The organism is Pelotomaculum sp. FP (assembly GCF_004369245.1).
Classification (GTDB): Bacteria; Bacillota; Desulfotomaculia; order Desulfotomaculales; family Pelotomaculaceae; genus Pelotomaculum_C; species Pelotomaculum_C schinkii.
Genome location: NZ_QFGB01000019.1, coordinates 50,420 through 63,819, shown reverse-complemented (window position 1 = coordinate 63,819; position 13,400 = coordinate 50,420). Strand labels below are relative to the sequence as shown.

The window sequence follows — 13,400 nt, the reverse complement described above, 5'->3', positions numbered from 1 at the left end:
GCAAAACATATATTGTGCAATTTTTAAGTTTTTCCAAACAAAAATTGTGCAAATTTTGCAGTTTGAATAGAAATTTTAAGCCTAATTATTGTGCAAATCGCTAGGACAAAGATTCTGCAAAATTACACCAGGAAAGTGAACGGCAACTATTACTATTACCTGTACAACGGCCACGGGGATGTAACTCAGGTTATCGACCAGAATGGGAATAAAGTCAACAGTTACACCTACGACGAATGGGGAAATATCCTTTACAAGCAGGAGCTGCTGTCCCAGCCGCTGAAATATGCCGGGGAGTACTACGACGAAGAAAGCGGGCTGTACTACTTGAGGGCCAGGTATTATGATCCAACTATAGGGAGGTTTATCTCCAGAGACTCCTATGGGGGGGATATAACCAATCCGCTTAGTTTGAATTCGTACACCTACGTTGAGAATAACCCGCTGGGCTATATTGATCCTTCAGGACATTTTTCCATAGGCACAATTATCAGAGTGGCGGTAAGCGTGGCTGTAAAAGTGGTTGTAAAGGCAGCTAGCAGTAGCTCAAGCTCACATAAAAGTAAGGGAGGAGCGAGTAGTAAAGGCAGCGGTTCTAGTAGAGGTTCTAGTAGTAGCAGTTCTGAAATAATTCGCTCGATAGGAAACATGGCCGCTTCGCTTATTGGTGGTTTTGTTGATTTAGTTGGCGGTAAATATAGTGATCAGTTCTCCAAGAGTAAAGGAGTGCTTTTAGCAAGTGCTGATCCTTATGCAATTCCATGGTCCGATGGGATGAGTGCTCCCCAAATAAAAGCCCCATCATTAAGTACGTTAGGAAGAGCATTTGGTTCTATTGGGTTATTTTTTGATATCCTTTTGAGCAATCCAAAACCAGCAGGGGAAACACCAGAAGAACTCGAAGAGCTTAGACAGGTACCAGATATGCCAACAACACCACCTGATCAACCTCCTGGCGATGGTTGGGAATGGAGAGGCAGTGGAGAACCTGGTAGCGGTAATGGGAATTGGTACAATCCAAAAACAGGACAAAGCTTAAATCCAGATTTAAATCACCCTGAACCGATAGGACCACATTGGGATTTCCGGGCTCGTGATACTAAAAGTAAGTGGCGTCTTTTCCCAGATGGTAGAAAGGAGCGAGTTTATTGAAAAAATATAAAGAAGTAACTTTAGGTTCAGAAGCCGTAGTTTATATTAAGGATATATTAAAGTATGGAAATACTATATCTAAATATCTTTTGCAAAGTTATGATTTTGAGAAAGGCAAAGTTGTAACATATCTACCATATGATATAAACAACGAAGATGCTAGACATTTTAAGGTGGGTGGCAAGATAAAATCACCTGCTGAATACGAAAATTCATTCCCAATTCCTATTGCTTATTTAATGAATAGTATCAAGTTATTTCTTAAGGGTGGGGAAAGTAGATTATGTATATTTGAGGATGTAACTAGCAAGCCAAAAGATCCCAGGATATCATCAAAAGATGATAGAATCTATATATATGGCGATGAAATATACTACGCTTTATTCGGGGAAGATGCTGAAAATAATGAGAAAATTCATGACACAATTTGGGATTCTGATTCCCACTGGCATTTCGTTTGTATAATGACTTCTTTATCTAAAAAAAGCTTTTATTTAAGGAACAACAAAAATCTTAATGCTAACGAATTGAAAATGTTAGTGGAGGGAACCGAAAGAGTAGCCATTGGTGCGTATGATGGTGAAGGATACTTGATTTGGACTAGATGTTAAGCTTAACGCATTATACCTAGTCTGAAGGAATATAGCAACTGTTCAGTTATAACAGTAGGGGGAAGTTAATAAGACTGTAGTACATATTGTAATTATTGATGGGCTCAACCATTGTTCTGTACGACCCAAAAATATTGCAGAATTAGCAGAATGGGCTGCAACAAAGGAAATATACAAAATAAATCCTGATGCTACACCACATCCTTATACTTTCCTGTTAAAGTAAATTTCATATCCCTTCGGGAGGTAGACCATGGATATTGATATATTATTAAAAAAGCTTAGCTGGCATATGCCAAAACACGTTCAAGAAGCGGCTACAAATGAACTCTCTTGCTTATCATACGATAAAAAATTACCTATGCTATTACAGCCAAATCATAAGGATTGTTGGGAAAACGCTACAATAGGATTAAAAAAGATTGGTTATCCCCGGATAGAGGGGATAATTTATGGGTTGATTACGTGGCTACAGGATATAAATTGGCCTGGAGCATATATCGTTATAGATATTTTATCAGAAGTTGACAAAGAAGAGCTTTTACCACATATTGAGAGGGCTTTAATTGAAGCATGTTATGATGATTCATGGATATATGGGATAAGGTTGCTTGTTGATGCAACGAAGTTAACTGAATCTGATTTTAGTAGCAGTGAAATCACTAGCGTTGCATAAAAACTGACGGCTCTTGTAAACAGGAAGTTTTAAGGCCTCCGAACCAGAAAAGCATCTAATTCGCAATATTCAGACAAAGTTTCTTTACCAGATTATTTAAAAGGGCAACGGCTCCATAAAGGTAACCCTGATCCACATTTTTTGTCTATCATTCTTGTTACGGTACGGCCTATAAGTAAAATAGCTCTACATCAACGGTATTTAGGAACTCAGTACCCTCAATATCAATTTGTTTTATCAATAGGTTAAAGCTCTCACTATGCTCATTTCTTCGCCTGCCACGGGATGACCTGACCGGAGGCTTTTTCAGAACCTCAATTAAGACAGCATAAGAACTATAGAGGTGGTCGGCAATAAGACGCATGGTATCCAATAAAGTTATTTCCACAGGCAAGGTCAAGCGTGTCATCATCAGCAAGCAGTACGTTATAAGGGCTATCCATATCTGACCGTATACAGCGCTATCACTGGTACCAAAGAACCTTTTTATCTTAAGGTGTTGTTTTAGCCATTTAAAAAACAGCTCCACTTGCCATCTTAACCGGTATATTTCCGAAATCTCAAAAGCGTCCATGCTAAAATCGTTTGTTAGAATAATAATTGGGTTTCCTTCGCTGTCCCGGGTTTGAATCAACCTTAATTGAAATTTCATTCTGGTGGTTTTGGGATTACCTAATATTACTGTGCTCTCAGTCATATCTGTGCCGGTAATTTGACGTTGTTCAATAACATCAACCAGGGAGCCTTCTTTTAACCTGGTAACAAATCTAATGCCGGCTTGGCAGTACTCATCCCATTTCTTGTAATCAACATAACCCCGGTCAAAAACATTCAGGGCGTCCGGATCGGTTGCTACCAACTCATCTAACTGAGATTTATCCGAGACTTTAGCAGGCTTGCCTTATCCGGATATGTGCATCCATTTTGGATTTGTATCCGTTGATGAAGCTTAATTCCGGATTTTGTCTTTCGGAAATCCGCCCATCTAAATTTGTTTAGACATAATGAAATGGTACTGGAATCAATGATATGGATCTTGTTTTCTTTGGGTTCCTGGTGAGCATAAGCAGCAGTTTTTACCAGTGTTGCTTTAGAAACTGCAATAAATGTATCAGCCCAAAAGGTGCTTTTGATGTCCCTTAAACGTCTTGATAGCTGTGAAGTGCTGATGGAGTCAAGCTTTAATAATTTTTGCAACTCAGGGTTGTTATTAACTTTACCGGCCAATTCTCTTAAGGATTCAATCTTACTGATTTGAGCAATAATGAGGATGTAGAGTAACTTGATAACAAAAAGCTTTTTAATGTACTTATCGACTCCGAAATCCGCAATAAATCTTAAAAAATCATCGTAGGGAAACTGTTTGAGAATTTGATTAAATGTGGATTGTGTGGTATCCTGATCCATGCTGATGCTCCTTATTTAGAGGCTATGGACAGGATTACCTGCTATACCTCTATTATAAGGAGTTTTTTATTGATACTCCATGATATTCCTGGAAATTGACCGATTTTGAGTAAATTTAGGTGTTGACAATATCGACATTTATTAATGCAACGTTAGTGCAGTGAAATATATAGAATATTAGATATGAAATGGATAAATGAATAATTACTAGTCGGTGACGGAACGATTACCCTAGAATAGAGTTCATTGGTGGGTTAATAGGTCAGGCTTGAAATATTACCTTATTGATAATAATTCGAAACTTCAATCCCATCCAAAGCATGAATACAATTGGTTGGGTTTATACCCGGCGAATTCAGCTATAACAATTGGGATTTTAATAATTATTTAAACACTTTCTCAGCCCTCCTGAATATTGTCCTTCCTTCAACCATAACCAGAAACGGGTCGAGGTTGGTATCCAGAAGGACCAGGTCGCGTCATACCCCGGCGCAAGGCGTCCTTTTTTTTGCAGCCCCAGGACAGCGGCCGGGTTTGCCGAAGCCAGCCTTACTGCCTGCGGCAGTTTGAGGCCGGCGAATTTAACCATATTCCGAACGGCGTCAAGCATGGTGATGGTGCTGCCTGCCAGCCTGCCGCCGGGAATTTCCGCCCTGGATCCTTTGACTGCAATTTCCTGTCCTCCAAAACGGTAACATCCGTCCGGCAGGCCTGCCGCCGCTATGGCGTCGCTGACCAGGACCAACCGGTCGCCTTTTATATGCCACAGGAGCTGCAGCATGGCCCGGTGCACATGGATGCCGTCGGCAATTACCTCAACAGATAATTCCGGTGAGACTAAAGCTGCCCCGGCCGGACCGGGTTCCCGGTGGTGTATGGGAGCCATGGCGTTAAAGATATGGGTGATGTGTTTTAAGCCTGCTCTTGCGGCGTTTATGGTTTCCGTAAAGGTGGCTCCCGAATGGCCGAGGGAGGGGATTACACCGCAGGAAGAAAGCAGCTCCACAACCTCAAGGGCCCCCGTAAGCTCCGGAACCAGGGAAACCATCCTTACCTTACCCTGACCGGCTGCCAGCAGTTCATTCATTTCATGCTTATCGGGCTCTCTCAGGAAAGGAATGCCCAGGGCGCCGCTGTGCGACCGGTTCAAAAAGGGGCCCTCGAGGTTAGCGCCGATAATAGAAGCTCCCGTAGCTGATGTAGTATGCCTGGTCGCCGTCTCCAGCGCCAGGGCCATTCGCTCAAGCGTTGACGGAGCGACGGTGGCCAGCATTGCCGTGGTGCCGTGTCGCCCGTGATAGCCCGCGATCCTTTGGAGTGAGCCGGGGTCACAGTCCAGTATATCCGCGCCGTCGGCGCCATGCACATGCAGGTCAATAAAACCTGGAGCAATAATGAGCCCCGCAGCGTCAATACTCTCCGCTGCCGCCGCAGCGTCCATTTGCTCCAGGGATACGATTTTTCCGCCTGAAACAACCAGGGAACGGTTGTTGATGAGTTTTTCTTCCCCCACCAGTGTTCCGTTGTTAATTATAAAATCGAACATGCTCTCACCTGCATTTAAATTGTAATACACCTCATGATACATTAATTTATCAGCCCAGGGAACAATAATTGTAAAAAGGGGGATAGTTATGGATCAAAATGATTCCTTTATTCAAAGCAGGGTTCCCTGGAGTACTGAACCAAGCCTCAAGGATATGGCCCAGGAGGTAGGGGTCGATTATGACCGCCTAATTGACGGGATTAAAGAAGATAAAAGCGACTCAGAAATAGCAGGTGAACTTGCTGTCCCGGAAAAGCTGATTTACCACCTGAGAGACCATTTTTACACGCGTGGCGTACATTCGATCATGGGACAGGATTAACTGCGAAATAAATATTGATTTGAAGCGGCCCGGTGCAATTGACCGGGCTTGATTGTAAAAGCAGGCTGTTGCAAGAAAACCAGCATATTTCTTGCAACATGTTCGTCTCCCGCTGATATGTCTGCCTCTTTCTTGATTAAACAATTAAATATGTCCATATAGGTAATGCAGATCCTTGTTGACTGTGCTATAATAGACGGAATATATCGCTTTAAATTGCCGGCCTTGCCGGTGGAGGGGGTAGAAATCAATGCGGCCGGAAAAATTTGATAAAATCGGCTTAACCTTTGATGATGTTATGATTGTCCCGGCAGCCTCGGAAGTCCTGCCTAGGGAAGTCGACACGGTTACCAGTCTTACGAGAGACATCAAGTTAAATATTCCTCTAATGAGCGCAGGTATGGACACGGTCACAGAATCCAGAATGGCCATCGCTATCGCGCGGGAAGGCGGAATCGGTGTTATTCACAAGAACATGCCCCCTGAACGCCAGGCCCTTGAGGTTGACCGGGTCAAACGTTCAGAACACGGGGTAATCTCGGACCCCTTCTACCTGTCTCCTGATCACCCCGTAAGCGACGCGCTGGTACTGATGGAAAGGTACAGGATCTCCGGTATTCCGGTCACGGTTAATGGGAAACTGGTTGGCATTTTGACCAACCGCGACCTTCGCTTTGAGCTTGATTTCACTAAAAAAATTGGTGAAGTTATGACCAAAGACAACCTGGTAACAGCGCCTGTGGGGACAAACTTGAATCAGGCCAAAGAAATTCTGCAGAAGTATAAAATCGAGAAGCTGCCGATAGTTGACGAACATTTTAACCTAAGAGGCCTAATTACCATCAAAGATATCGAAAAGTCCCGCCAGTATCCTTACTCCGCCAAGGACAAACGTGGGCGCCTGCTGGTAGCTGCGGCAGTCGGTGTCACGGCGGATACCCTTGCCAGGATCGAGGGCCTGGTAAAAGCCAGTGTGGACGCAATAGTGGTTGACACGGCGCATGGTCACTCCCGGGGAGTAATTGATTTGGTTTATAAAATAAAACAAAAACACCCGGAAACCGCGATTATAGCCGGCAACGTCGCTACCGCCTCAGGAACCCGGGCACTCATTGAGGCGGGCGCTGACGCGGTCAAAGTTGGGATCGGACCCGGTTCCATCTGTACCACCCGGGTGGTTGCCGGAATCGGTGTTCCACAGATTACGGCTATTTATGACTGCGCCCAGGCGGCGGCAGCTTACGGAATTCCCATTATTGCTGATGGCGGCATTAAATACTCCGGGGATATAACCAAGGCCATCGCGGCAGGAGCAGATGCTGTAATGCTTGGAAGCGTCCTGGCCGGTACGGAAGAAAGCCCCGGGGATATTGAAATATACCAGGGGCGCAGTTACAAGGTATACCGCGGTATGGGTTCACTGGCGGCGATGAAGGAAGGCAGCAAGGACCGCTACTTCCAGGAGCAAACGGAAAGCGATAACAAGCTGGTGCCTGAAGGTGTTGAAGGAAGAGTACCCTTTAAAGGCTCCCTCTCCGATACGGTGTATCAACTGATTGGCGGACTAAGAGCCGGCATGGGCTATGCGGGCTGCGGGAATATCTACGAGTTGAAAACAAAAACACAGTTTATACGCTGCACTCCGGCAGGGTTGAAAGAAAGCCACCCTCACGATGTGGTCATAACCAAGGAAGCCCCAAACTATAGTCTCTAAGCAAAAAAAGGCCTGCAGTTTCACGCTGCAGGCTTCTTTTTATATTTTATATCCGCTATCCTCGAATAGCATGTTGTCAAACTTCATGTTATCCTCACAGCTTACATTTGCCCCTACCCGAACCATTAAAACATTAGCCGGGTGTTCAACAATATCGGGGTCGTCAGTGTCACGCCTGCTCAAGCCTACCGAGCCAAAAAGTCTGGCCAGCATTTTTTGGTACATAAACAGGTCCAAACCACTCGATTTTAAGTCCCAATGCCAGCAAAACTCAACGGTAACGATAATGTGGTTTTCCATAACCGGATTGCTGAACGCTTCCCGCAACAGCGCAACTCCAATCCCACGTTGGCGCCAGTCAGGGCTGATCTCAATACCGCCGAGCTCTAAAACTGCGGGGTGTCTGCTCCACCGGCTAAAACCATCCGGGTAGTGGAAAGTAACATAACCGGCGATCTCACGACCATACCTGGCAATATAGACCATCCCCTCGGGCAGCCTGGCGATAGCTGCCAGGGCTTCCTTCTGTTTGGCAGGCGGGCGGAAAACCGTCAGCTTATTATTCATACTAAGCTCTTCAAGTTTTGCTGCTTCCAGAGGACCTTCTATTAATATTTCTCCCAGGGAGGTCTTTAGCGATTCGACTGCGCAACATGCTGTGCTCATACAGGCTCCCCCCACAAGACATTTGAAAACCCCCGGTTACCATTGGAACTTGAATATCGACCATTCAGGGTAAATATTTAACCTTTCACAATTATTATATGCATGTGGGACTTTCTAATCAATAATAATATTCGCTCATGTCCCTATTTCATGGAGCAAACGGATATTGTTGAATAATGCAGGAAATAATTTACAATTATTTATTTACATTAAAAGGAAACTACTTTTCCATGATGAATTAATAAGTACAGTTACAGTAATAAGCACAAGGAAGGTGAACTTTTGAAAATGGCCGGTAAATTAAATTCCCTTACAGACGTTTTAAAGAAAACATTATTCTTTTTCGAAGCCCTGTCAGTAGGCGAGCTGGCTCCACACGTCCACAGGAGGATGCTCAAAGATTACACCCTGCAGCAGGTGGAAGAAAAGGTAAAACTTTGCCTCAAACAAAATGAATGCTTTTACAGGGAAAAAGAATACTGGCGTTTAAACCTTGAAGGCAATAAAGACAACGATCAATTTTACTCACTGCTGCTCAAAAAAGGCCAGCCTCAAAGCCTCCGGGAAATATCCAAAAATATAAACGTGAAAAGAAAAAAGGTTAAGAAGCTTTTTTCGGAGGAAGCCGGCCTGATTTCAGACGGAAGATTTATTCAATTGGAAAACGGGTACTGGGGTTTAACTGAGTGGGAAGTTGAAACCAGCCACTACTCTCTTAAAAACTTGGTTATAAAGGCTATGAAGATTCATCCCGGCGGCCTTTCTATTCAGCAATTGCACCAGTTGTTGAATACCTGGCGGGAAACCGACAGCAAGACGCTTGAAGGGGTCCTCAATAAGTTTCCATATTTTGAAACAGTGGGGGAGGGCGTCTGGAGCTACAATCCAACGGTAAGGGTTGTCTATGAAGAACTGCTCAAGAAATTCCTAAGCATGATCGACAGGCAAAAACAAAGATGGCATCGCGACCGGAATAACTGGAAAAACAAATCGGCCCTTTTGCAAAACAACCTGGAGGAAGTTATGGCCGGGCACAGGGAGGTGGCGGCAGCTCTGGCTGAAAAAATGGAACTGACCAACCAGCATGATTACCTCCTGACACAGATGGCCGAAAAGGACTTGCTGCTTTCCCTGCGAAAAAGAGAAATTTTCCGTTACCGGGAGCATATCAATAAGCTGGAGTCCAAGTCCAACAGCATTCTATACCAGTGCCGGCTTTGGGTGAAACGCGCAAGGGAGGCGCAGGAGGAAATTACCAGGCAAAAAGAACTCCTGGCCAAAAACCAGGGGAGTCTGGAGGGTCTTTTTACCAAGCTTCAGCAATATAAGGAAAAAGATAGGGAAAACAAGGTGAGGATCTCCGAGTTGAAGGAGCAGCACAGCACCAGGGTGGCCGAGCTTCAAACAGAAATTGTAGAATTGAAACAAAAGATCGAGCGGATACGCGAGATGTCGGCAATAGAAGAACGCCGGCTCCATGAAGAAATCAACTCACTGAGCAATGACTTAAAAAAATCTCTCAGAGTTGAAGAGGAACAGCAGCGTTCATTCCTGATGGCCCAGCAAGAATTGGCAGCAGCCAAAGAGGACTGCCAGGAAATGGAATATCAACTGAGAAATCCTTTGGTCAGAATGGTCATCAAAATATGTTCTTTCTTAAACCGGAAGCATGCTAAAACAACCATATAGAACTATCAATATTGGCGCATAACGCTGCGCAGAGGAAAGAGAATGTCAAAGCTGCTATGACAATAAAGAGGGAAATACCTGGCAGTAACAAAAATATCCTGATACAGCATAGTATGGATTGGTAAGTAATGGATTGCTTATGTCAAAATCCATAGCATCTGTATGGGAGGGCCGTTTTTGCGACGATATGACAGCATGATATCCTTTGTCCCCATAGTTCAATTCAGTTGCAATCCTGATGATCTGGAATTAAACGCTGACGAAATATTGCTGTTGAGCAAGGTCAACGAGGAAAGAGCTATGTCCGGTTTACCACTGTTGTCAGTCAACCAGAAATTGGTTGAGTTAGCCCGTATAAAAAGTAATGAAATGTTCGAAGAAAATTATTTCAGCCATATTTCACCAGCCTACGGTACTGCGCTTGACATGGTAAAAAGAAGTGGTATAACGGCCAGGGTCATGGGCGCCGAAAATATAGCCAAGGCTAAAACAGCCCTGCGGGTTCATACCTTGTTAATGAGCAGCAGGGAGCACAGAGACAATATTTTGAACCCTCTGCATGATACAATCGGCATTGGAGTACACAGGAGCGTGTATGGGGTTATTGCAACCCAACTCTTCCTTGGCACACTAGATAAGTAAAAGCCTGCTAATGTAACAGGCTTTTGCTTATTTGTTTTCCTTGGTAATTCAGTCGAGCCGGCCACCGACCGGAATTATTTTCTTCTTTCAGGTGAACTGGTATACCGGCAGCCCGTACTGAGTGGCTCCGGGGAATGCGCCAACCCTAACGAATCCTTCTTCCTCCGGTTTTCCTACCGGTTGAAGCTGCTGTCCCCAATATTCATGCCCGTACTGATAGGTCTCAGGAACCGGCAGGTAGGGAGCAGTAACCGGACGGTGGTGTTTGAATTGAAAAACCCCGGGCGCTACCTCTTGAAAACGGGAGTGTTTATACGGCGCCACTGGCTCCAGAGTCTTATCCTTAACCGGCTCACCCTTTGACTGGCCGGCTTGCTTCTCTTCTTCAACTGTACGATCTGTAACTGCAATCACTTTATTTTCCCCACCAGCTGCATCTTTGCTGGGTTTTTTTTCAGGCTCATCCTGGATAACGCCTTCTTTGGACTGACTTTCCCCAGTAAACTGCTGGCGGTAATAAAAGTATGGTTTCCAGTTCACAGCCTCTCACCTCCTAAAGTATAGTATGCAAAAGTTTACCAAGAGGTAAATAGTTTAAACTAAATTCCAAAAGCTTCACCAATTTATATATACTGACATATTTATGAAATAAAAATATAATTATACGGGACTAACGGTAATCCGGTCTATTGTTAGTTCCCTAAGGAGGTTAATTTATGGAAACTGAAGGCTTAAGGCCATTCCCCCCATTTGAGACCGTTTGCATTGAAGTCCCGAAGGTATACGATTTCTGCTTTCAGGCAGAACGACGTGAAAACGTCTGCACGCCCTTAGGTCAATGCTGTCCGCCTGAAGGCGCCACGGTCAACTGTATCATCAACTCCGCCGTTTGTTCTGAAGTTGGCAGGAGCACACCCGATAAAACAGGACGGGCAAATGTCACTTTCGCTGTAACGGTCACTTATACACTGCAGGTCCTGGATGCTGGCGGAATGATAGTTTGCGAGTTTGAAGACCTGATGTTCAGCTTCACCAAAACTGTAGTTCTCTGCGCACCGGTTGGTACCTTTACCAACTGTGAAATTGTCAGTTCCGCATGTACCTGCCTGATTCTCGGCAACCAGATTTGCTGTACTTTCGATCTTTGCTTGGTCATCCAATCCCTGGCTATAGTCAAATTGCTTATACCGAGCTTCGGATTCTGCACGCCGGCCATGTGTGAACAGGTTTCGCCCCAACCCCCGTTCGTCTGTCCGCCTACTCTATTCCCGCCGCAGTGCAAACCGCTCTGCTAAAGAAAGGGGCAGGGCATAACTCCCTTCCCTTCCGGATTGGCATGCACGCAAGGAGGCAAAGGATGTTGCTCTATCAGACGCATTTTACTGTAACGGGTCTGGGCGATTTAGAAAAAGTAAATAAGATGAAAAAGGCCATTTTATGCATAGAAGGGGTTAATAAGGTAGAAATAACAGGACTGAACAGGGTAAGTATAACCTATGACCCCACTAAAGCAATGCCCGGTGTATTCAGTTCTATTATGAGCAGTTTAGGTTTAAGAGCGCCCGGTGGATGAGGAAAGTGCTAGACACGGTAGTTGCCGGGTAAACAAAGGTTGGGCTTCTAGAGAAGCCCAACCTTTGTTTTAGATAAATATTACCATCTTACTTTAATTTTCAACTTCTCATATCTATTTGAAGGTAAAAATATTTTATTAAACTACAGACCCATTCATCGTTTGAAAACGATTTTGTCTATATTGATCATAAAAAATATAATCTGACAGTAATAGTATTAAAAATGCCGAATCCCAGTAATATTTATACTGGGTACGGGGGAACCAATTACTTGGGGTGAATCCCATTTGCGCCATGCGTGTAATATTAGTGTGAAAGAGGACAAGCCTGCCCGTTATTTCTGGTTGATAGTAGCCATGGGGCGCCACAACACACTAATTTGGCAAAATGGGTAGGGTATCTTTCACCGAACCCGCCAGCTAACCCCGGAGGCGCTAAGAAAGGGGCAATCCTGTTGACAAGCATCAAGCGTTTACTGTTCGTGCTCGTCCCTTGTTTATTATTAATTTTGGTCGCCGTACCGGCAGCTATGGCAGCGCCATCAGATCAAGGTGAGGTAAGTTCAAACTGGGGCGATATTTATGGCTACAATGATTACTATGGTTACGGCAATCCAACCGCTACAAATGAGGCCGTACTTGCCGCGACACCAACAACTGCCGCAACGAACCCGCTTCAGTCTTATTGGAACAAGTACTATGGAACTGGATTTAACCAGAAACCGGTCACTACTACACCAACTACACCAACTACACCTACGACCCCAACAACTCCAACAACTCCTACGACACCGACCACCCCTTCCGGGACCAGCGGATTAACAGCCGACGAGGCGCTTATGTTCGATCTGGTCAACCAGGAAAGGGTAAAAGCCGGACTGCCGGCTTTCACACTCGATCAAAAGTTGACGGAACTGGCCAGGATGAAAAGTCAGGATATGTACCAGAACAATTATTTCAGCCACACATCACCAACATATGGCTCAGCGCTAAACATGGAAAGACAAGCGGGCTATTCGGCCAGGGTCATGGGTGCGGAGAACATCGCCAAGGCGGCGACAACGACACGGGCACATGAACTGTTTATGGGCAGTGAGGGGCATAAAGCCAACATTCTCAATCCCCTCCACGACTCAATTGGTATAGGCATCACCAAATCAGGCAGCGGGGTAGTTGTCACCCAACTGTTCAGTGGTGACTAAACAACTGACTAAAATTAAAACCTCAGAAATTTTTCAAAGGTATAATCATTATTCTTCAGGCACGCGAGAGCGTGCCTGTTTTTTTTGCTGCCTCCACGGGGAAATAGAAACGAATCATATGGTACAGAATAAAATATAGTTATACCAAACAGAATAAACCCTGCCAGCTTTGAATGAAAACAGGGCCTGGACCAAGAAAG

Annotated in this window: 15 protein-coding genes and 1 riboswitch; of the genes, 10 read left to right on the top strand and 5 right to left on the bottom strand. The window is 44.6% G+C overall.

Annotation, left to right across the window (positions count from 1 at the left end; all coding sequences use genetic code 11):
• Positions 1-135 precede the first annotated feature (135 nt).
• From Psfp_RS22030 to Psfp_RS09650, 3 genes are all read left to right on the top strand, one after another.
• Positions 136-1,152 carry an RHS repeat-associated core domain-containing protein gene (locus Psfp_RS22030; RefSeq protein ID WP_134218332.1) on the top strand — a complete coding sequence of 339 codons (1,017 nt, stop codon included), beginning with the start codon at positions 136-138 and terminating at the stop codon, positions 1,150-1,152.
• Positions 1,149-1,763, top strand: a complete 615-nt coding sequence (locus Psfp_RS09655) for a hypothetical protein (RefSeq protein ID WP_134218331.1) — start codon at positions 1,149-1,151, stop codon at positions 1,761-1,763. The genes Psfp_RS22030 and Psfp_RS09655 overlap by 4 nt, the downstream gene beginning before the upstream one ends.
• Before the next feature lie 253 nt (positions 1,764-2,016).
• The gene (locus Psfp_RS09650; RefSeq protein WP_134218330.1) at positions 2,017-2,439 is read left to right on the top strand and encodes a DUF5071 domain-containing protein; all 423 of its coding nucleotides are present in this window, start codon (positions 2,017-2,019) and stop codon (positions 2,437-2,439) included.
• 169 nt (positions 2,440-2,608) lie between these two features.
• On the opposite strand, the gene Psfp_RS22025 is transcribed toward Psfp_RS09650, so the two are convergent.
• From Psfp_RS22025 to nagA, 3 genes are all read right to left on the bottom strand, one after another.
• The gene (locus Psfp_RS22025; RefSeq protein WP_205079535.1) at positions 2,609-3,298 is read right to left on the bottom strand and encodes an IS4 family transposase; all 690 of its coding nucleotides are present in this window, start codon (positions 3,296-3,298) and stop codon (positions 2,609-2,611) included.
• 5 nt (positions 3,299-3,303) lie between these two features.
• Positions 3,304-3,846, bottom strand: coding sequence for a DUF4372 domain-containing protein (locus Psfp_RS22020; protein ID WP_205079533.1), 543 nt, complete (start codon positions 3,844-3,846; stop codon positions 3,304-3,306).
• Between the two features lie 376 nt (positions 3,847-4,222).
• The gene (gene nagA, locus Psfp_RS09640) at positions 4,223-5,392 is read right to left on the bottom strand and encodes an N-acetylglucosamine-6-phosphate deacetylase (protein WP_192895353.1); all 1,170 of its coding nucleotides are present in this window, start codon (positions 5,390-5,392) and stop codon (positions 4,223-4,225) included.
• Positions 5,393-5,480: 88 nt separating this feature from the next.
• On the opposite strand from nagA, the gene Psfp_RS09635 reads away from it, so the two are divergent.
• Positions 5,481-5,714 carry a helix-turn-helix domain-containing protein gene (locus Psfp_RS09635; RefSeq protein WP_134218328.1) on the top strand — a complete coding sequence of 78 codons (234 nt, stop codon included), beginning with the start codon at positions 5,481-5,483 and terminating at the stop codon, positions 5,712-5,714.
• A gap of 250 nt (positions 5,715-5,964) precedes the next feature.
• Positions 5,965-7,428, top strand: a complete 1,464-nt coding sequence (gene guaB, locus Psfp_RS09630) for an IMP dehydrogenase (protein ID WP_134218327.1) — start codon at positions 5,965-5,967, stop codon at positions 7,426-7,428.
• A 39-nt stretch (positions 7,429-7,467) separates the two neighbouring features.
• Here guaB and Psfp_RS09625 read toward each other — a convergent pair whose 3' ends face one another.
• Positions 7,468-8,094 carry a GNAT family N-acetyltransferase gene (locus Psfp_RS09625; RefSeq protein ID WP_134218326.1) on the bottom strand — a complete coding sequence of 209 codons (627 nt, stop codon included), beginning with the start codon at positions 8,092-8,094 and terminating at the stop codon, positions 7,468-7,470.
• A gap of 288 nt (positions 8,095-8,382) precedes the next feature.
• Here Psfp_RS09625 and Psfp_RS09620 point away from each other — a divergent pair, with 288 nt between their 5' ends.
• Both Psfp_RS09620 and Psfp_RS09615 read left to right on the top strand, forming a co-directional pair.
• Positions 8,383-9,783 carry a phage-shock protein gene (locus tag Psfp_RS09620; protein ID WP_134218325.1) on the top strand — a complete coding sequence of 467 codons (1,401 nt, stop codon included), beginning with the start codon at positions 8,383-8,385 and terminating at the stop codon, positions 9,781-9,783.
• A 177-nt stretch (positions 9,784-9,960) separates the two neighbouring features.
• Positions 9,961-10,425, top strand: coding sequence for a CAP domain-containing protein (locus Psfp_RS09615; protein WP_190238945.1), 465 nt, complete (start codon positions 9,961-9,963; stop codon positions 10,423-10,425).
• A gap of 87 nt (positions 10,426-10,512) precedes the next feature.
• On the opposite strand, the gene Psfp_RS09610 is transcribed toward Psfp_RS09615, so the two are convergent.
• Complete coding sequence (locus Psfp_RS09610) at positions 10,513-10,965, bottom strand: hypothetical protein (RefSeq protein ID WP_134218323.1); 453 nt, start codon at positions 10,963-10,965, stop codon at positions 10,513-10,515.
• A gap of 176 nt (positions 10,966-11,141) precedes the next feature.
• On the opposite strand from Psfp_RS09610, the gene Psfp_RS09605 reads away from it, so the two are divergent.
• The 3 genes from Psfp_RS09605 to Psfp_RS21605 all read left to right on the top strand — a co-directional run bounded on the left by Psfp_RS09605 (position 11,142) and on the right by Psfp_RS21605 (position 13,200).
• Positions 11,142-11,720: a hypothetical protein gene (locus Psfp_RS09605; RefSeq protein ID WP_134218322.1), complete on the top strand. Its 579-nt coding sequence runs from the start codon at positions 11,142-11,144 to the stop codon at positions 11,718-11,720.
• A 62-nt stretch (positions 11,721-11,782) separates the two neighbouring features.
• A complete protein-coding gene (locus tag Psfp_RS09600; RefSeq protein ID WP_134218321.1) occupies positions 11,783-11,998 on the top strand; it encodes a hypothetical protein in 216 nt (71 codons plus the stop codon).
• Positions 11,999-12,213: 215 nt separating this feature from the next.
• Positions 12,214-12,447, top strand: a riboswitch (cyclic di-AMP (ydaO/yuaA leader).
• 6 nt (positions 12,448-12,453) lie between these two features.
• Positions 12,454-13,200 carry a CAP domain-containing protein gene (locus Psfp_RS21605; RefSeq protein ID WP_192895352.1) on the top strand — a complete coding sequence of 249 codons (747 nt, stop codon included), beginning with the start codon at positions 12,454-12,456 and terminating at the stop codon, positions 13,198-13,200.
• Positions 13,201-13,400 lie beyond the last annotated feature (200 nt).

Coding starts and splice junctions, on each gene's coding strand:
- nagA (WP_192895353.1), bottom strand. CDS start 5,392: ATGTTCGATTTTATAATTAACAACGGAACACTGGTGGGGGAAGAAAAA.
- Psfp_RS09625 (WP_134218326.1), bottom strand. CDS start 8,094: ATGAGCACAGCATGTTGCGCAGTCGAATCGCTAAAGACCTCCCTGGGA.
- guaB (WP_134218327.1), top strand. CDS start 5,965: ATGCGGCCGGAAAAATTTGATAAAATCGGCTTAACCTTTGATGATGTT.
- Psfp_RS22020 (WP_205079533.1), bottom strand. CDS start 3,846: ATGGATCAGGATACCACACAATCCACATTTAATCAAATTCTCAAACAG.
- Psfp_RS09605 (WP_134218322.1), top strand. CDS start 11,142: ATGGAAACTGAAGGCTTAAGGCCATTCCCCCCATTTGAGACCGTTTGC.
- Psfp_RS09600 (WP_134218321.1), top strand. CDS start 11,783: ATGTTGCTCTATCAGACGCATTTTACTGTAACGGGTCTGGGCGATTTA.
- Psfp_RS09635 (WP_134218328.1), top strand. CDS start 5,481: ATGGATCAAAATGATTCCTTTATTCAAAGCAGGGTTCCCTGGAGTACT.
- Psfp_RS09620 (WP_134218325.1), top strand. CDS start 8,383: ATGGCCGGTAAATTAAATTCCCTTACAGACGTTTTAAAGAAAACATTA.
- Psfp_RS09650 (WP_134218330.1), top strand. CDS start 2,017: ATGGATATTGATATATTATTAAAAAAGCTTAGCTGGCATATGCCAAAA.